This is a genomic window from Cupriavidus sp. 01L415, assembly GCF_056400065.1.
Window position 1 is genome coordinate 61,020 of sequence record NZ_JBFTSP010000001.1, and the last position, 18,385, is coordinate 79,404.

Annotated in this window: 18 protein-coding genes; 13 read left to right on the forward strand and 5 right to left on the reverse strand. The window is 65.3% G+C overall.

All coding sequences use genetic code 11. The features are described from left to right. Window positions 1–193: 193 nt before the first annotated feature. Complete coding sequence (locus AC1DOX_RS00235) at window positions 194–766, reverse strand: adenine phosphoribosyltransferase (protein ID WP_092135827.1); 573 nt, start codon at window positions 764–766, stop codon at window positions 194–196. 246 nt (window positions 767–1,012) lie between these two features. Here AC1DOX_RS00235 and AC1DOX_RS00240 point away from each other — a divergent pair, with 246 nt between their 5' ends. Both AC1DOX_RS00240 and AC1DOX_RS00245 read left to right on the forward strand, forming a co-directional pair. Then, window positions 1,013–1,591 carry a DJ-1/PfpI family protein gene (locus tag AC1DOX_RS00240; protein ID WP_441623570.1) on the forward strand — a complete coding sequence of 193 codons (579 nt, stop codon included), beginning with the start codon at window positions 1,013–1,015 and terminating at the stop codon, window positions 1,589–1,591. A 38-nt stretch (window positions 1,592–1,629) separates the two neighbouring features. After that, window positions 1,630–2,055: a ribbon-helix-helix domain-containing protein gene (locus AC1DOX_RS00245; RefSeq protein ID WP_441623572.1), complete on the forward strand. Its 426-nt coding sequence runs from the start codon at window positions 1,630–1,632 to the stop codon at window positions 2,053–2,055. Here the strand turns inward: AC1DOX_RS00245 and AC1DOX_RS00250 are convergent. Next, complete coding sequence (locus AC1DOX_RS00250; protein WP_441623574.1) at window positions 2,052–4,031, reverse strand: monovalent cation:proton antiporter family protein; 1,980 nt, start codon at window positions 4,029–4,031, stop codon at window positions 2,052–2,054. The two genes, AC1DOX_RS00245 and AC1DOX_RS00250, sit on opposite strands and share 4 nt — an antisense overlap. Window positions 4,032–4,179: 148 nt before the next feature. Here AC1DOX_RS00250 and AC1DOX_RS00255 point away from each other — a divergent pair, with 148 nt between their 5' ends. The 11 genes from AC1DOX_RS00255 (at window position 4,180) to AC1DOX_RS00305 (ending at window position 13,676) form a co-directional block, all read left to right on the forward strand. After that, window positions 4,180–5,163, forward strand: coding sequence for a KpsF/GutQ family sugar-phosphate isomerase (locus AC1DOX_RS00255; protein WP_092136641.1), 984 nt, complete (start codon window positions 4,180–4,182; stop codon window positions 5,161–5,163). A 3-nt stretch (window positions 5,164–5,166) separates the two neighbouring features. Further along, a complete protein-coding gene (gene lptC, locus AC1DOX_RS00260; RefSeq protein ID WP_441623577.1) occupies window positions 5,167–5,796 on the forward strand; it encodes an LPS export ABC transporter periplasmic protein LptC in 630 nt (209 codons plus the stop codon). Between the two features lie 74 nt (window positions 5,797–5,870). Continuing rightward, window positions 5,871–6,515 carry a lipopolysaccharide transport periplasmic protein LptA gene (gene lptA, locus AC1DOX_RS00265; RefSeq protein WP_441623579.1) on the forward strand — a complete coding sequence of 215 codons (645 nt, stop codon included), beginning with the start codon at window positions 5,871–5,873 and terminating at the stop codon, window positions 6,513–6,515. Between the two features lie 44 nt (window positions 6,516–6,559). Continuing rightward, window positions 6,560–7,351, forward strand: a complete 792-nt coding sequence (lptB, locus tag AC1DOX_RS00270) for an LPS export ABC transporter ATP-binding protein (protein ID WP_441623581.1) — start codon at window positions 6,560–6,562, stop codon at window positions 7,349–7,351. Window positions 7,352–7,474: 123 nt separating this feature from the next. After that, the gene (locus AC1DOX_RS00275; RefSeq protein WP_441623583.1) at window positions 7,475–8,959 is read left to right on the forward strand and encodes an RNA polymerase factor sigma-54; all 1,485 of its coding nucleotides are present in this window, start codon (window positions 7,475–7,477) and stop codon (window positions 8,957–8,959) included. Window positions 8,960–9,009: 50 nt separating this feature from the next. Then, window positions 9,010–9,363, forward strand: a complete 354-nt coding sequence (gene hpf / locus AC1DOX_RS00280; RefSeq protein ID WP_092135815.1) for a ribosome hibernation-promoting factor, HPF/YfiA family — start codon at window positions 9,010–9,012, stop codon at window positions 9,361–9,363. A gap of 491 nt (window positions 9,364–9,854) precedes the next feature. Beyond that, a complete protein-coding gene (locus tag AC1DOX_RS00285) occupies window positions 9,855–10,310 on the forward strand; it encodes a PTS sugar transporter subunit IIA (RefSeq protein ID WP_092135813.1) in 456 nt (151 codons plus the stop codon). An 84-nt stretch (window positions 10,311–10,394) separates the two neighbouring features. Next, the gene (gene hprK / locus AC1DOX_RS00290) at window positions 10,395–11,366 is read left to right on the forward strand and encodes an HPr(Ser) kinase/phosphatase (RefSeq protein ID WP_008650955.1); all 972 of its coding nucleotides are present in this window, start codon (window positions 10,395–10,397) and stop codon (window positions 11,364–11,366) included. A 237-nt stretch (window positions 11,367–11,603) separates the two neighbouring features. Then, window positions 11,604–11,936 carry a PsiF family protein gene (locus tag AC1DOX_RS00295; protein ID WP_092135812.1) on the forward strand — a complete coding sequence of 111 codons (333 nt, stop codon included), beginning with the start codon at window positions 11,604–11,606 and terminating at the stop codon, window positions 11,934–11,936. 105 nt (window positions 11,937–12,041) lie between these two features. Beyond that, entirely contained in the window at window positions 12,042–12,938 is an 897-nt protein-coding gene (gene rapZ, locus AC1DOX_RS00300) for an RNase adapter RapZ (RefSeq protein WP_441623586.1), read from the forward strand. Between the two features lie 84 nt (window positions 12,939–13,022). After that, the gene (locus AC1DOX_RS00305; protein WP_441623588.1) at window positions 13,023–13,676 is read left to right on the forward strand and encodes an LON peptidase substrate-binding domain-containing protein; all 654 of its coding nucleotides are present in this window, start codon (window positions 13,023–13,025) and stop codon (window positions 13,674–13,676) included. Between the two features lie 16 nt (window positions 13,677–13,692). Here the strand turns inward: AC1DOX_RS00305 and mutY are convergent, their stop codons facing one another. From mutY to mutM, 3 genes are all read right to left on the reverse strand, one after another. After that, complete coding sequence (gene mutY / locus AC1DOX_RS00310) at window positions 13,693–14,868, reverse strand: A/G-specific adenine glycosylase (RefSeq protein ID WP_441623590.1); 1,176 nt, start codon at window positions 14,866–14,868, stop codon at window positions 13,693–13,695. A 194-nt stretch (window positions 14,869–15,062) separates the two neighbouring features. Continuing rightward, entirely contained in the window at window positions 15,063–17,006 is a 1,944-nt protein-coding gene (locus AC1DOX_RS00315) for a dynamin family protein (RefSeq protein WP_441623592.1), read from the reverse strand. A 362-nt stretch (window positions 17,007–17,368) separates the two neighbouring features. Continuing rightward, entirely contained in the window at window positions 17,369–18,274 is a 906-nt protein-coding gene (mutM, locus tag AC1DOX_RS00320; RefSeq protein WP_441623594.1) for a bifunctional DNA-formamidopyrimidine glycosylase/DNA-(apurinic or apyrimidinic site) lyase, read from the reverse strand. Window positions 18,275–18,385: the final 111 nt, after the last annotated feature.

Consider the following 18,385-nt stretch of genomic DNA (forward strand, 5'->3'; position numbering starts at 1 on the left):
CGCGCGGATGCGCGCGAGGCAGAAGGCCTTGGCGGGGTATCGAGAAGACGCCGCGCGGTCTTCTTGGCCGTGCCTCTTGGAGATCGTTTCAAAATGAAGCGAAGCGGTCCTGGCTAGGCGTGCGGCAGGTCAATACATTCTGTCTAGTACGGCCAGGCCGCGCAACGACGCCAGGATCTTTTGAAACGATCTCTTAGTGGCCTTCGAAATTGCAGACGGTGAACAGCGGCAGGCCGCTCCGTTGCAGCAGCTTCGAGCCACCCAGCTCGGGAAGATCGACGATCGCGGCGCCCTCCACCACCGTCGCGCCCAGGCGCTCCAGCAGCTTGCGGCCGGCCATCATGGTGCCGCCGGTGGCAATCAGGTCATCGATCAGCAGCACGCGGTCGCCCGGCTTGCAGGCGTCGGCGTGGATTTCCACCGTGGCGCTGCCGTACTCGAGCTCGTATTCCTCGGCCACGGTCTGGAACGGCAGCTTTCCCTTCTTGCGGATCGGCACAAAGCCCAGGTTCAGCTCGTACGCGATGATCGAGCCGAGGATGAAGCCGCGCGCGTCGATGCCGGCCACGAGGTCCAGCCGCTGATCCATGTAGCGGTGCACAAAAACGTCGATCAGCACGCGCAGCGTCTTGGGGCTCTGCAGCAGCGGCGTGATGTCGCGGAACATCACGCCCGCCTGGGGCCAGTCCGGCACGGTGCGGATGCGGTCGCGCAGGTAACCGGTGACGTCGCCAAGATCGGGGGACTGGATGATGGAATCTGCCATGGGGAAATACGTGGAATAAGTAATCGCGCCGGCGGACGCACGGCAAGGGCCAGCGCCGGGACGCGCGCCGGCCCGCATTATGGGTCACAACCGCGCGGCTTGTGTGCCGTGCGGCAGCGGCTGCGCGCATCGGCTTTGCGAATCGCCTGCGGTAACGGGCTACCACCCGTGCCGCGTCAGGCCGCCGCACAATGATCCGGCCGGCCCAACGGGCCCCGGACATCCGTAACCATACAGGAGACAGCGATGGCAAAGAAGATTCTGATGCTGGTAGGCGACTTTGCAGAGGACTACGAGACCATGGTGCCATTCCAGGCACTGCAGATGGTGGGTCACACCGTCCATGCGGTCTGCCCCGACAAGAAGGCAGGCGATGCCTGTGCCACGGCCATCCACGACTTCGAAGGCGACCAGACCTATACCGAAAAGCGCGGCCACAACTTCACGCTCAACGCCACCTTCGCGGACGTCGATCCCGCAGCGTATGACGCACTCGTCATCCCCGGCGGCCGTGCGCCCGAATACCTGCGGCTGAACGCGCGCGTCATCGAGATCGTGCGGCACTTCGCCACGGCCGACAAGCCGATTGCCGCCGTCTGTCATGGCGCACAATTGCTGGCCGCGGCGGAAGTCCTGGAAGGCCGCACCTGCTCCGCCTACCCCGCCTGCGCGCCGGAAGTCCGGCTGGCGGGCGGCAAGTACGCCGACATCCCGGTCGACCAGGCACACACCGACGGCAACCTCGTCACGGCACCGGCCTGGCCCGCCCATCCTGCCTGGCTGGCACAGTTCCTTGCCGTGCTCGGGACGCGGATCGTACAGTAGAGACTTCCGAACGCGGCACCGCCGCACGGGGGCTTCGCATGTGTGAGATCTTCATCCGGGCCAATCCGGATTCGTACCAGACCCAGTCGCGGTCGCTGCGCCTGCACGGCGTGGCGACCAGCATCCGCCTGGAAAGCCTGTTCTGGGAAGTCCTGGAAGAGCTGGCCCAGCGCGACGCCATGAGCGTCAACCAGTTGCTGACCCGGCTGCATGACGAACTGGCCGAGCACCGCGGCGAGGCGTCGCTGTCGGCCAATTTCTCGTCGTTCCTGCGCGTGTGCTGTCTGCGCTACCTGCTGCTGCAGGGCGAAGGCCGGATTCCCGCCGATACGTCCGTGCCGCTCCGCTCGCTGGACGCGCGCGCCGTGCTGGACAGTCTGCCGCCGTCGTGGGTGGAGGCCGACGCTGGCAGCCGCCGCACCACCGCATCACCACGCAAGGCGGACGCCGCGGCCGCGCGCTAATCCCGGATCAGCCGTTCCTCGGCGGACTCCAGCGCTTCGGGGGTACCGCGCAGCACGATGATGTCGCCGGGTTCCAGCACCGTTTCCGGCTGGGGATCGAAGGCCCGGATGCCGCGCCGGCGCACCGCCGTCACCTCCACGCCGATCCGGTCCAGCCCCAGCGCGCCCAGCCGGCGCCCCACCGCCGTGTGTTCCGGCCCCAGCGACACCGAATGCAGCCGCACCGTGTCGCGCTCGACCATGTCTTCCTCGTCGTCGCGCCCGTGGAAGTAGCCGCGCAGCAGGCTGTAGCGCGCGTCACGCGCCTGCTGCACGCCACGCACCACGCGCCGCATCGGCACGCCCAGCAGCACCAGCGCATGAGAGGCCAGCATCAGGCTGCCTTCGATGATTTCCGGCACCACCTCGGTGGCGCCGGCCTTCTGGAGGGTGTCGAGCTCGGAATCGTCCACCGTGCGGACGATCACCGGCAGCGCCGGCGCCAGCTCCTGCACGTGGCGCAGCACCTTGAGCGCGGACGGCGTATTGGCGTACGTCACCACCAGTGCGGCCGCGCGATGGATACCGGCGGCGATCAGCGCCTCGCGCCGGCCCGCATCGCCGTACACGACGGTGTCGCCTGCGGCAGCGGCCTCCCGCACGCGGTCCGGATCAAGATCCAGCGCCACATAGGTGATGCCCTCGCGCTCCAGCATATGCGCCAGGTTCTGCCCGCTGCGGCCGAAGCCGCAAATGATGGCGTGCTTTTCCGTCTGCAGGCTCTGCGCGGCGATCCGCGTCATGTTCAGCGACTGCATCAGCCATTCGTTGGCGGCAAAGCGCAGCACGATGGCATCGCTGTACTGGATCAGGAACGGCGCCGCCAGCATCGACAACAGCATCGAGGCCAGGATCACCTGGATCAGCACCGGGTCCACCAGACCCATGCCGTCGATCTGGTTCAGCAGCACGAAGCCGAATTCGCCGGCCTGCGCCAGCCCCAGGCCCGTGCGGATGGCCACCCCCTGGCGCGAGCCGAACAGCCGCGCCAGCCCCGTGATCAGCACCAGCTTGAACAGAATCGGCACCGCCAGCAGGCCCAGCACCAGCCAGATGTGGTCCAGCACCACGCGGATATTCAGCAACATGCCGATGGTGACGAAAAACAGCCCCAGCAGCACGTCGCGGAACGGCTTGATGTCCTCCTCCACCTGATGGCGGTAGGGCGTCTCCGAGATCAGCATGCCGGCCATGAACGCGCCCAGTGCCATCGACAGGCCCAGCCGTTCGGTCAGCGCGGCCATGCCCAGCGTCACCAGCAGCAGGTTGAGCATGAACAGCTCCTGCGACCGGCGCGCCGCCACCACGTGGAACCAGCGGCTCATCAGCCTCTGGCCCAGGAAGAAGATCGCGCCCAGGGCCACCACGATCTTGACCGTGGCCAGCCCGAGCGCCGCGGCCAGATCCGCGGGATCGCGCGACAACGCCGGGATGACGATCAGCAGCGGCACCACGGCCAGATCCTGGAACAGCAGCACGCTGATGATGTTGCGGCCGTGTTCGCTTTCCAGCTCCATCCGCTCGGACAGCATCTTCGACACGATGGCCGTCGACGACATGGCCAGCGCGCCGCCCAGCGCCACCGACGCCTGCCAGGACAGCGGGAAGAGCCAGTTGAACAGCCAGCTGGCGGGGATCACGACCAGCATCGACAGCACGACCTGGGACCCGCCCAGCCCGAACACCAGCCGCCGCATGGCGCGCAGCTTGCTCAGGCTGAATTCCAGCCCGATCGAGAACATCAGGAAGACGACGCCGAATTCGGCCAGGTACTTGGTCTGCCCCGAATCGCTGGCCAGGCCGAGGGCGTGGGGACCGATCAGGATGCCAACCGCCAGGTAGCCTAGCATGGGCGGCAGCTGCAGCATGCGGAAGGCCACCACGCCGAGCACGGCGGCGGCCAGCAGCATCAGGGTCAGTTCCAGCGGAGAATGCATTCGGCAGGCTTAGAGTGATCGACCGGGCACGCGCGCCGTCCCGGCATTTGCGCCCTGCCGGCGAAACGGCAAGCGCGGCGGTCGTCGGGGCCCCTCGGGCGGGGAGCCAGGCCAGACGCCATCGCATTCGTTGGTATACTTCGTCGCCATGATAGCCAATTTCGATGCGGATCGAGCACTCCGGCTCGCCCGCCATACCCTCCAGATTGAAGCCGAGGCCGTTTCCGCGCTGGCCGGCCGACTGACACCCGCGTTCACCAAGGCCGTGGAGATGATCCTGGCCTGCACGGGGCGCGTCGTCGTGTCGGGCATTGGCAAGTCGGGCCATATTGGCCGCAAGGTGGCGGCCACGCTGGCCTCCACCGGCACACCGTCGTTCTTCGTGCATCCGGCCGAGGCCAGCCACGGCGACCTCGGGATGATCACGCGCGACGACGTGCTGATCGCATTCTCCAATTCCGGCGAAACCGCCGAATTGCTGTCGATCATCCCCATCGTCAAGCGCATCGGCGCCGGCCTGATCTCGGTTACCGGCAATCCGGAGTCGAACCTGGCCAAGCTGGCCGACGCGCACCTGGACGGTGCAGTGGCCCAGGAAGCCTGCCCGCTGAACCTGGCGCCGACCGCCAGCACCACCGCCGCACTGGCGCTGGGCGACGCTCTCGCCGTGGCCGTGCTCGATGCGCGCGGCTTTGGCGAAGAAGACTTTGCCCGGTCCCACCCGGGCGGCGCGCTGGGCCGCAAGCTGCTGACCCACGTGCGCGACGTCATGCGCACCGGCAACGGCGTGCCGGAAGTGCGCGAAAACACGCCGCTGGCCCAGGCGCTGATGGAAATCACCCGCAAGGGCATGGCCATGACGGCCGTGGTGGACCCGGACGGCCATGCCATCGGCGTGTTCACCGACGGCGACCTGCGCCGGCTGCTGGAAACCCCGCGCGACTGGCGGACCGTGCCGATTGGCGACGTCATGCACCGCAACCCGCACACGGTCAACCAGGACCAGCTGGCCGTGGAGGCCGTGCAGGTCATGGAAGCCAACCGCATCAACCAGTTGCTGGTGGTGGACGGCGACGGCCGCCTGGTGGGCGCCCTGCATATCCACGACCTGACGCGCGCCAAGGTCATCTGAACGATGCGGGACCTCTTCGCCAGGCTCACCGGGTTCATCATGCGGCTGTTGCCGCTGCTGCTGATGGCAATCGTCGCCGGCAGCACCTTCTGGCTGGTCCAGGTGAATTCGCCGCGCGAAGACACCTCCCGCGAGAACGTCAAGCGGCACGAGCCGGACTACTGGATGGAGCGCTTCTCCGCCACGGAGCTGGCTGAAGACGGCACCACGAAGCTGCGCTTCACGGGCATCAAGATGATCCATTTCGAGGACGACCAGACCTACGACGTGACCCGTCCGGCCATGCGCGCCTACCAGCCCGATCGCCCGCCCGTCACCGCCAACTCCGACCGCGGGGTGATGAATGCCGAGGGCTCCATCATCGACCTGTACGGCAATGCATTCGTCGTGCGGCAGGCCGGCCCGGACCCGTCCAAGGACCCGCGCATGACTGCCGCTTCTCAATATTTCCAGTTGCTGGTCAATGACGATATCGTCAAGACCGACAAGGCGGTGGAACTGCATCGCGGCCCGTCGGTGATGACCGCCAACGGCCTGATCTTCAACAACGTCACCCGCGAAGTACAATTGCTGGGCAACGTCCGCGGCACGATCATCATGAATCCGCCGTCAGGGCAGGCCAAGACACCCTAATCATCGCCGCGACGATGCCAGAGCGCCGTCAGGTGCCGACCTGATCGCCGTCCCTTTCTCACCGCTAGCCAAACATGACTTCATCCCTGACGACATTGTCCTGTCGCCGCATCGCGCCCGCCCTGCTGGCGGCAACCGCCGCGCTCGGCATGACCCTGGCCCAGCCGGTCCTTGCCGAACGCGCGGACAAGGACAAGCCGCTGGTGCTGGAGGCCAACAATGCCAGCTACGACGACGTCAAGCAGATCTACACGCTGACTGGCAACGTGGTGCTGACCAAGGGCACGATGGTGCTGAAGTCCGATGCGGCCGAGATCCGCACCGACCCCGAGGGCTACCAGTACGCCGTGGCCACCGCCAAGCCGGGCCGGCAGGCCTATATCCGCCAGAAGCGCGATGGCGTGGACGAGTACATCGACGGCTGGGGCGACCGCATCGAATACGACGGCAAGGCCGAGATCAACAAGCTGATCGGCCATGCCCGCGCGGCGCGCGTGGCCGGCACCGGCGCGAAGATCATCGACGAGATCCGCGGGGCCGTCATCACCTACGACAGCCGCAACGAGCTGTATACGGCCACCGGCGGCGACAACAATACGTCCACCGGCAATCCGTCCGGCCGCGTGCGCGCCGTGCTGTCGCCGCGTGCGGACCAGGCCAGCGGCCCTGCCGCCCCGCCCCTCGAACTGAAGCCGGCGCCCGCGCCCGCCAAGCCCTGAACGACACGCTGCCCGCAGCGTCACGCACTGCATGATTGCCTGAGATGAACGATACCGCCACGCTCGCCACCCCCGACGCTTCCGCCGTCCGCACCGACAGCAGCACCCTCGTCGTGCGCCACCTGAAGAAGCGCTACGGCTCGCGCACCGTGGTCAAGGACGTCTCGCTGGACGTGAAGAGCGGCGAGGTGGTCGGCCTGCTGGGCCCCAACGGCGCGGGCAAGACCACATCGTTCTACATGATCGTGGGCCTGGTGGCGCTGGACGAAGGCGACATCGTGCTGGACGACCAGCACATCAGCGGCCTGGCGATCCATGAGCGCGCGCGCATGGGCCTGTCATACCTGCCGCAGGAGGCGTCGGTCTTCCGCAAGCTCAACGTCGAGGAAAACATCCGCGCCGTGCTGGAGCTGCAGGTGGAAAACGGCAAGCCGCTATCCAAGGCGGAGCTGGACCGCCGCCTGGATGCGCTGCTGGACGACTTGCAGATTGCCCACCTGCGCAACAACCCGGCGCTGTCGCTGTCCGGCGGCGAGCGTCGCCGGGTGGAAATCGCGCGCGCGCTGGCCTCGTCGCCGCGCTTCATCCTGCTGGACGAGCCGTTCGCCGGCGTGGACCCGATTGCCGTGGGCGAAATCCAGCGCATCGTCAGCTTCCTCAAGGCGCGCAACATCGGCGTGCTGATCACGGACCACAACGTGCGGGAGACGCTGGGGATCTGCGACCACGCGTACATCATCAGCGAAGGCACCGTGCTGGCCGCCGGCATGCCCGAGGAAATCATCGCCAACGAGTCCGTGCGGCGCGTGTACCTGGGCGAGAATTTCCGCATGTGATGCCCCGGCCGCGCACCCCGCGCGGACCGCTCGCCGACAGTGGTTGGCGATCACGAAGCAAAAGCGATAGGCGATAGCAATTTCCGTTCCAACAACGGAAAGATGCGCATAGAATAGGTCGCTATGAAACCGTCGCTTCAGCTTCGCCTCTCCCAGCACCTTGCCCTGACTCCGCAGCTGCAGCAGTCCATCCGGCTGTTGCAACTCTCGACGCTGGAACTGCAGCAGGAAGTGGAGCAGGCGCTGACCGAGAACCCTCTGCTGGAACGCGAAAACGACTGGATCGAGAGCCCGCTGCGCGTGGCCGCGGACGGCTCTGTCAACCTCCAGAGCGCGCCCGCGCCGGCCCCTGCCGAGCAGCAGGGTGGCAACGGCGAGGACCGCGCGGAAGGCGCGTCCGGTGGCGACGAAGACAACTATAGCGACAACTCCGGCGAGGACTACGGCAACGACTGGAGCCTCGATGACTTTGCCCGCCGCCCCCAGGGCGACGAGGACGAAAAGACGCCGATGCAGTTGCGCGATGCCGAACCGACGCTGCGCGAATACCTGATGGAACAGCTTGCGCCGCTCAAGATTTCGACGCGCGACAAGGGCCTGGCCATCTTCCTGATCGAATCGCTGGACGACGACGGCTACCTGAGCGCGTCGCTCGAGGAAATCTGCACCGAACTCCCCGAGGAACTGGAGTTCGAGATCGACGAAGTCCACGCGATACTGACGCTGCTGCAGAGCTTCGACCCGCCCGGCGTGGGCGCGCGCAATGCCGCGGAATGCCTGGCCCTGCAATTGCGCCGACTGCAGCATCCGCAGCGTGAACTGGCGCTGTCCATCGTCAACCATCATCTGGAACTGCTGGCCGTCCGTGACTACACGCGACTCAAGAAAGCGCTGCAGGTGGACGAAATAGCATTGAAGGCAGCGCACGATCTGATTCGCTCGCTCGCGCCCTACCCCGGTCATGCATACAGCCGCCCGGAAGCGGACTTTGTCGTGCCCGATGTGTTCGTGCGCAAGACTGGTGGTGGATGGATCGCGCAGCTCAATCCCGACGTCATGCCACGCCTGCGCATCAACGACATGTATGCGCAGATTTTGCGCGGTGCAAAAGGGGAATCGGGCACTGCTGGGCTGCAACAAAAACTGCAGGAGGCGCGGTGGCTCATCAAGAACATCCAGCAGCGATTCGACACGATCCTGCGCGTGGCGCAGGCGATTGTGGAGCGTCAAAAGAACTTTTTCACGCACGGCGAAATCGCGATGCGCCCCTTGGTTTTGAGGGAGATTGCCGATACACTGGGTTTACATGAGTCAACCATTTCCCGGGTCACGACGAATAAATACATGGCCACGCCAATGGGTACTTTCGAACTGAAGTACTTCTTTGGCAGCCACGTCTCCACGGAGACGGGCGGCGCGGCCTCATCCACGGCAATCCGCGCGCTGATCAAGCAACTGATAGGAGCCGAAGACCCCAGGAATCCTCTTTCCGACAGCCGGATCGCCGAACTGCTTGGCGAGCAAGGCTTTGTGGTTGCACGCCGCACGGTGGCCAAATACCGCGAAGCGCTCAAGATCCCAGCAGTCAATCTCCGCAAGACTTTGTAGCCGAGCCGCAACCGCCTGCCTGGTGCGGCTCTTTCAGAAGGAGAAGCGCTATGAACTTCAAGATCAGTGGACACCACCTCGACATCACGCCGCCGCTGCGTGAGTATGTGGAAACGAAACTGGAGCGTATCGTCAGGCATTTCGATCAAGTCATTGGCGTTAGTGTGCTGCTATCGGTGGATAACCATAAGGAAAAGGACCGGCGTCAGTACGCGGAAATCAATCTGCATCTCAAGGGCAAGGACATCTTCGTTGAAGCACATCATGAAGACCTGTATGCGGCGATCGACGCTCTGGTCGACAAGCTCGACCGGCAAGTGATCCGCTACAAGGACCGCGTACAAGGCCACGATCGCGAAGCAGTCAAGTACCAGATGGCTGAAGCGCAACTACAGCAGCAATAGCCTTGCCGGCATCCCATTCGGGTTGCCTTGAAGAGGACTGAAAAGAAGAGATCAAGCCGCGCAATCAGCGCGGCTTTTTTGATGGACGCGCGGATTTGTGTCGCCACCGGCACTCCGGATTCCACTTGTTTCATTCGTTACCTTGGCGCCACGGCCAAAGGGTCCAGGGTGTTCGCAACGCGTCCCGCTCAGTGTATGCTGCGCCATACAAACAAGGCAGAACGGCCCCGGCGCACCGGACCGACATATCGCACGGCAAGAGACCATGCGTGGCGGGCGGCGGCAACGGGTGGGCAAGCCGGCCGGAATTCTTGCGGCACCACCCGCAGAACCGGCGTTGCATCGCACAAGTGCGGTGTGACCCTGCTCTATAATGGCCGGACGCTCCAATGCGAGCGTCCTGACAAAGCACTCGATATCCTGAATTGCCCCCACGCGGCGGGACGGCCAATGCGCCCCGGCCCGCTAACCTGACTTCTCGTGCATCGCCCATGAATCGTTTGGCCAAATTGCTGCCACCCGGCAACATCCACCTCGACGTCACCGTCACCAGCAAGAAGCGGGTGTTCGAGCAAGCCGGGCTCTTATTCGAGAACAACCATGGCGTGGCGCGTGCCACCGTGACGGATAACCTGTTTGCCCGGGAATCGCTCGGCTCGACCGGCCTTGGAGCCGGGGTCGCCATTCCGCACGGCCGCATCAAGGGCCTCAAGCAGCCGCTGGCCGGCTTCATGCGCCTGGCCGAGCCGATTCCGTTCGAATCCCCCGATGGCAAGCCCGTCTCGCTTCTGATCTTCCTGCTCGTGCCGGAACAGGCCACGCAGCAACATCTGGAAATCCTCTCGGAGATTGCGCAACTGCTGTCGGACCGCGACATGCGCGAAGGGCTGGCTACGTTGCCGACCCCGGAAGCTGTTCACCAGTTACTGACCCAGTGGCACCCCTGATCCCCGTGATTGCCCGCCCCATCGCCTCGCGCATCGCGGCCACCGCCGTCTGACGCGCAAAGCAAGTCCCGAAAGTCATCCCGCATGGAACTCACCGGCGTCACCTCGCAGTCGATCTTCGACGACAACGCAGCCGATATCAAACTCTCGTGGGTCGCCGGTCTCGAAGGAGCCGATCGTGCCTTCGATGTCGAATTCGCCCGTGAAGCCACATCCGCAGCCGATTTGGTGGGCCACCTGAACCTCATCCACCCGAACCGGATCCAGGTGCTCGGCAAGCCCGAGATCCTGTACTACCAGCGGCTCGATGACGAACCGCGCAAGCGGCAGATGGGCGAACTGATCCTGCTGGAGCCGCCGTTCCTGGTCGTGGCCGATGGCATGGAGCCCCCGCCGGACTTGGAACTGCGCTGCACGCGCTCGTCCACACCGCTGTTCACCACGCCGGTTTCCTCGGCGGCCGTGATCGATCACCTCCGGCTGTACCTGTCGCGCATCTCCGCGCCCCGCGTGACGATGCACGGCGTGTTCCTGGACATCCTGGGCATGGGCGTGCTGATCATGGGCGAATCCGGCCTGGGCAAGAGCGAACTGGGCCTGGAACTGATCTCGCGCGGCCACGGGCTGGTGGCCGACGACGCCGTGGACTTTGTCCGGCTGGGTCCCGATTTCATCGAGGGCCGCTGCCCGCCGCTGCTGCAGAACCTGCTGGAAGTGCGCGGCCTGGGCCTGCTCGATATCAAGACGATCTTCGGTGAGACGGCGGTCCGCCGGAAGATGAAACTCAAGCTTGTGGTGCAACTGGTGCGCCGCAATGATGGAGAGTTCGAACGCCTGCCGCTCGACTCGCAGTATCTCGATGTGCTCGGCCTGCCGATCCACATGGTGAAGATCCAGGTGGCGGCCGGCCGAAACCTCGCCGTGCTGGTGGAAGCCGCCGTACGCAACACGATCCTGCGCCTGCGCGGCATCGACACCCTGCGCGACTTCATGGACCGCCAGCGTGCCGCCATGCAGGCCGATGTGGTCTCCCGGGGCCAGGGACGACTGCTCTAGGCACGCCAGCCGCTCCAGCCACCGGCAAATGACCGCCGACGCCCGCCAACGCCCGCACCTCGCGGGCGTTTTTCATTTGCTTACAAGCGCCTGCCTGACTTGCGTCAACGGTCTACGGGTGCCCCCCGTTTTGTGCTGTAATGGGCATCGAGCCCAGTCCGGTACCGCCAGCCAACCTTTTCAGTATCCGAGAGATGGCGCGCGGCCAAGATGTTTTTCCACAGCCAGGAGAGAAGCATGAAGAAACTGATCGCGATGTGTGTGCTGGTGACCCCCCTGTTCGCCACGGCTGCATTTGCCCAAGGCGCTTCGGCTCCGGCCGCAGAGAAATCGGGCAAGACCGCGCAGCAGGAAAAGATGTCGGCCTGCGCCAAGCAGAACAAGGGCAAGAAGGGCGACGAATACAAGAAGGCCCAGAGCGAGTGCCTGTCCGGCAGTGGCCCGGCAGCCGCGGCCGAGCCGAAGACCCAGCAGGAAAAGATGGCGGCCTGTGCCAAGCAGAACAAGGGCAAGAAGGGCGACGAATACAAGAAGGCCCAGAGCGAGTGCCTGTCGGCCAAACCAGCCTGATCCGTCCCCACCCTCCAGCAAAGGCGAACCCCACACGGTTCGCCTTTGCTGTTTGGGTCACGCTGTCATGACGCCGCCATCACCCGATGCTATGCTTCCATTGATATGCGGATCATTCTCATCACCGGAATTTCCGGCTCCGGCAAGTCGGTCGCCCTGAACGTCCTGGAAGATGCAGGCTACTACTGTGTCGACAACCTGCCGGCCCAGTTCATCCCCGAGCTGACCAGCTACCTGGCCGACCAGGGCTACACGCACCTCGGCGTGGCCACCGACATCCGCAGCCGCGAATCGCTCGCGCGCCTGCCGGATACCGTGCGCAGCCTGGCCGCCGAACACCAGGTCCAGGTCCTGTTCCTGACCGCCAGCACCGATGCGCTGGTCCAGCGCTACTCGGAGACACGCCGCCGCCATCCCCTGTCCGCCCAGACCGATACACCCCTGGCGACGACAGACAACGTGGAGGGTGGCGACACCCGCATCAATACCTCGCTGATCGAAGCCATCGAAATGGAGCGCGAGCTGCTCAGCCCGCTGGCGGAATCGGCGCACCGCATCGATACGAGCAACGTGCGCACCAATGCGCTGCGCAGCTGGATCAAGGAACTGATCCGCGATGACAGGCAGCAGCTGACGCTGCTGTTCGAGTCCTTTGGCTTCAAGCATGGCGTGCCGAGCGATGCCGACCTGGTATTCGACGTACGCTCGCTGCCGAATCCCTACTACGACCTCGCACTGCGTCCGTTGACGGGCCGCGACAAGCCCGTTATCGACTTCCTGCAAAGCCAGCCGATGGTGCTGGCCATGGCCGAGGACATTCGCGCCTACGTGGAGAAGTGGCTGCCGAGTTTCATTGCCGATAACCGCAGCTACCTGACCGTCGCAATCGGCTGCACGGGCGGCCAGCACCGCTCGGTGTTTATTGCGGAAAGACTTGCCAACTACTTCCGGGCACATGGTAATGTGCTGGTCAGACACCGCGAGCTTGCCCCGGCAAGCTGAAGCGTTGTACCGAGGTTTTGTACCCGAGTTTCGGCGAAGCGCGCCGCACCGACGCCGCCGACCCGCCACTGGAACCGGCACCGCATGTCGTCACATCCGCCCGACACCGCACCCAGGACTTCCGACCTGGACGCCCTGCCACTGTTTCCGCTGCACACGGTGTTATTCCCGGATGGCCGCCTGCCGTTGCGCGTGTTCGAGAAGCGCTACGTAGACATGGTGCGCAACTGCATGCGCGACCACACCCCGTTCGGTGTCTGCCTGATTGCCAGCGGCGAGGAAGTCAGCCGTCCCGGCCACCCCACCGATCCCGAACCCATTGGCTGCCTGGCCGACATCGTCGACTGCAACATGGAGCAGCTGGGTGTGCTGCTGATCGAGGCACGCGGGCGCCAGCGCTTTCAGGTGCTGTCACACGAAACGCGCGAAGACGGCCTGATCGTGGCACGCGCGGAGTTGATCCCGCCGGACGTCATCGATTGCAAGCTGGAGTTGCTCGGCGAATGCCTGGCCGCGTTGCGCCGCCTCGTGACCGCGATCCATGCGGAACAGACCGACAAGTCCAGGATGCCGTTTGCCGAACCGTACCTCTGGGACGACCCGAGCTGGGTGGCCAACCGGCTCTGCGAACTGCTGCCCGTGCCGCTCAAGGCCAAGCAAATGCTGATGGCCTTGCCCGATGCCGGCATGCGCATCGAGATCGTTCATCGCTACATGCGCCAACACCATATCATGTGACGCGCTTCGCTCATTTTCAGAACAATCCGATTCTTGCCTGATCCTCAAGCAGCCGGCGCACGGGCGCCGGCGTGCCGAGCGCGTCGAGGTCATCGAGCGACAGCCAGCGCCGGCTGACGCCATCATCGGCACCGCTGCGCAGCGCGAGCGCACCAAGGTCGACGCGGATCGCGCGAATCAGCAGCCGGAAATGCGTGAATACGTGGATCAGTTCGCCGGTCAGGCAGGCGCGCGTGGGTGTTCCAAACGCGCTGGCGGCATCCAGCGCCGCCAGCTCCGCGGCCTCCGCATCGAACGGCACCGAGGTCACCGCCATCTCTGGCAGGCTCCAGAGGCCTCCCCAGATGCCGCTGTCCGGCCGAAGCGAGACCAGCACGTCGCGCCCATGCCGTACGATCAGCATCACCGTGCTCCGCTCGGGAATTGCGGCACGCGGCTTGGGCGTGGGCAACACGGCTGTCAGGCCATCGCGCCGCGCCACGCAATCCGCCGACAGCGGGCAAGCCTCGGCGTCGACCAGGCAGGCAGGCTTGCCGCGCGAGCAAATCGTCGCGCCAAGATCCATCAGCCCCTGCGTGTACGCAACCATGTCTTCTGCTTGTCGCGGCCCCGCTGCGGGCAACGCAAGCTCAGCCAACTGCCACATGCGTGTCTCGATCGCCCGCTCACCCGGGTATCCGTGGATGCCGAAGACTCGCGCAAACACGCGTTTCACGTTGCCGTCGAGAATCGGCGATCGCACGCCCGCGCTGAACGCCGCGATGGCAGCCGCGGTGGAACGGCCAATGCCGGGCAGCGTGACGAGCACGGCGGGATCGGTCGGAAACACGCCGCCGTGGTCTTCCATCACCGATCTGGCGCAGCGATGCAGATTGCGCGCGCGCGAGTAGTAGCCCAGGCCGGCCCAGAGCGCCATCACTTCGTCCGCTGGCGCCGCAGCCAGTGCGGCCACCGTGGGCAGCGCGGTGACAAACCGCTGGAAGTACTCGATGACCGCCGCGACCTGCGTCTGCTGCAGCATGATTTCCGACAACCAGATGCGGTAGGGATCGCGCGTGTTCTGCCACGGCAGGTCATGCCGGCCGTGCTCGCGCTGCCAGCGCACCACGCGCGCGCCGAAGTCCGGCGGCACGGTGATGTCGGGCGATACGTTGACGGCGGGAACAGAGGCGGCAGCGGACTTGCGGGGCATTGCGTGGGAACAGGTAGGGTGTGCGGCACCAATGGCGAATCGGAAGCGTCTCGGAGGCCAATCAGACGCGCAGAGGCGAATCGGGGACGAACATCCGGGGGCGACGGACCAAAAAACAAGGCGCCGCTCGAAGGCGGCGCCACATGATACCGCGCGGGCGTCCCGGTGCTGCCGGGGACGCCCCGCCAAAAGCCTTACGCGGCGCGCGCGCTGGCTTCCTCCTGCGGTTCCACCAGCTTCCTGGCATACGACTCGATCTTGCCGCTGCGCTCGTCCAGCCCGTTGAGCACTTCCTCCAGTTGCGAGATGCGGCTCTCCAGCGTGTCCGTCGCCTCATGGATGCGCTCGATCGAATCGACGCGGCGGCGCAGTTGCTTCTGGTGCTCGCGCACCTGGGCCTCCAGCGGCGTCATGACCGACTTCAGCCAGATCTCGATATCGCGGTTGAGGTCGCGGAAGTTCTCCAGCACGCGGCTGGCCATCGTCGCAAATGCGTTCTGCACCAGTTGCGGGCGTGAGCGCGTGAGCATGTTGACCGCGCCGAAGTGATTGTTGACCAGTTGCAGCGTCTCCTGCAGCTCCGCAACGTAGCGCGACGTCACGAACTGCATCGGCGACGGCAGCGTAAAGCCATGCTCTGCATTGAAGCGGCGATACATGCTGTCCACGAGCTGATGCAGCCCGGCGATCTTCTGGTCTGCATCCGTGATCAGCCCGGTGAGCTGGCCAAACAGCGCCTCCATGTCTTCGCGCAGACCACGCGAGAAGAATCGCTCCTTCATCTGCTCGCGCGCATCGCGCATGGTGCGGCGCACGTCGCGCAGTTGCAGGCTCTTGATGATGTCGGCGCTGTGGCGGCCAAACACCAGACGCAGGGCCTGGAACTTGGAGATGCTCTGCTCGAATTCTTCCTTCTCGCCCTGCACGCGCAGCAGCATGTGCTTGACCATCGCATGGTTCTTGCCGCGCAGGCCGCGCAACTCGAAGAGCTGCTCGACGATGTCGCGTCGGCGGCTCTGCAGCAGTTGCTGCGCGCCGCGCGACATGTCCTGCACGAGCCGCTGGACCTGGTCGGACACGATCTCGCGGCGCTGCGGGATCAGCTGGTCCGAAAGCACATGCTCGAACTGCGGCAGGTTACTGCGCACGAGCAGCGGCTGGTCATGCGTGACCTTGGCCACCAGGCCCTTCTGGGCCGAGACCGGATAGACGCGACGCTCCTCGATGCCAAGGATCTGCGCAGTCGAACGGACTTGGCGCGAAATCTCGCTGGCGATCTCGGGCGACGACTTCAGCGGATCCCACAGGCCGTCGATCTTGTTCAGCACCGCCAGGCAGCCGCGGCGATGGCCCGCGCCCACGTGGCTGCGCCACAGTTCCAGGTCGCTCTTGGTCACGCCGGCATCGGCGGCCAGCACGAACACCACCACGTGCGCATCCGGAATCAGGCGCAGCGTCAGTTCCGGTTCCGTACCGATCGCGTTCAGGCCCGGCGTGTCCAGGATCACCAGACCCTGGCGCAGCAGCGGATGCGGGAAGTTGATGACGGCATGGCGCCAGCGCGAAATCTCGACCATGCCATCGGCATCGACGGACCAGGCAGCGTCGGGGTCGCTCTCGTTGTACAGGCCAAGCGATTCGGCCACGGCCGGCGCCACGCGCGTGGTTTCCACCACGTGCTGGAACGCGGCCAGCATGCCATCGGGCGACGACGGGTCCAGCGGCACCGTGGTCCAGTGGGACCCGGCGGAACCGGGCTCCATGAAGTCCGCGGTGGATGCATCCTGCAGGCGCGTCTCGATCGGCAGCAGCCGGATGCACGGCTGCTCGTTCTCGTCGTAGCGCAGTTCGGTCGGACACATCGTGGTCCGTCCGGCGGACGACGGCAGGATGCGGCGGCCGTAGTCGGCAAAGAAGATGGCGTTGATCAGTTCGCTCTTGCCGCGCGAGAACTCGGCAATGAACGCAACCTTCAGCCGGTCGCTCTTCAGGACGCTCTGGATGCGCTGCACGCGGTCATCCGCAGTGGCGTCATAGAGGTCGTACTGTTGCAGCCAGGACTGGAATTCGGCGAGAGACTGAAGGACCCCGGTTCTCCAGGCGCCATATTGTTCGAATTGGTGGGCGAGGCTCGTCATGGAGGTGTTCGCGTTGGCTGGTTCGGCTCGGATTTATCGTTTCGGGCTCGTAGAACACGTCGCGTCCCGGCTTGGCCCGCTGACCCTGCGGAACCGGAACAAAACGCCGCACCGGATCCATGTCATATCGGTGGGATTCGGTGCATTTTGTAACTTTTTATGTCTGCGCACACGATACAGGTTTCTGGCCGAATTTTGTGGAATTCGCGTCCCTTGTTGCTTCCGTGACGAGCGAGTGTTGCGCCGACCCATCGGCAATGGCTTGCGACAATGCCTTGCACCGGATTGCCGCGCGTTGTGATGCGTCAGGCACGTGCGGGAGGGCCGCCGCCGCCCTCCGCCTTCCGGCGTCCGCCCCTCGGTCAGTGCTGGCAGTGCGGGCAGTAGAACGTGGAACGCTGTCCCTGCACGATCTGGCGGACGGGGGTGCCGCAGACGCGGCAGGCCTCGCCAGCGCGGTCGTAGACGAAGCAGTCCAGCTGGAAGTACCCACTGCTGCCATCGCTGCCAACAAAGTCGCGCAGCGTGCTCCCGCCCCGGGCAATGGCTTCGGCGAGCGTCTCGCGCACGGCGACGGCGAGCTTCTCGCAACGGGCCAGGCTGAGGCGGCCCGCTGGAGTCGTCGGCCGGATGCCGGCCCGGAACAGGCTCTCGGAACAGTAGATGTTGCCGACCCCGACCACGATGTCACCGGCCAGCAGCGCGGTCTTGATGGCCACGCTGCGCCCACGCGTATGGCGATGCAGCCACGCGCCGTCAAAGCGTGGATCGAACGGCTCGATGCCAAGCTTGCGCAACAGTGGATGATCGGAGAGGTCCGACTCGGGCAGCGGGCTCCACACGATCGCCCCAAAACGGCGCGGATCGCGAAACCGCAGGACGACCGGCCGGGGGTCGGCCCCGGCGTCATCGGGTTCAGGCGCCAGCAGCAGGTCCAGGTGGTCGTGCGGGCCCGGCGCAGGCGCCTCCGGATAGACCCGCAAGGTACCGGTCATGCCGAGGTGGACCAGCAGCCAACCGGTTTCGTAATCACCCTCGGGGCGGTTCGCGCTCGCGGCCACGTGCACTGGCGGCAGGCACTCCAGCAGCAAGTACTTGCCACGTCGCTCGATCCGCCCGATCACGCGTCCGGCCAGCCGGCCCTCGAGTTCGGGCTCCACGGGCCAGCGCAGGCCACGATGACGTACCGTCACGTCGACGATACGGCGCCCGACCACATGCGGCAGCAGTCCGCGCCGCGTGACTTCGACTTCCGGCAATTCTGGCATCGCGCCCGTGTCTCCCGGCCGGCATCCGGCCCGCTTTCAAGAACCACTTGCCCGCTTTGGCGCTCCAATCACGCAGGAATCCGCACGCCGCCGTGCCTTGCGGCAACGCGC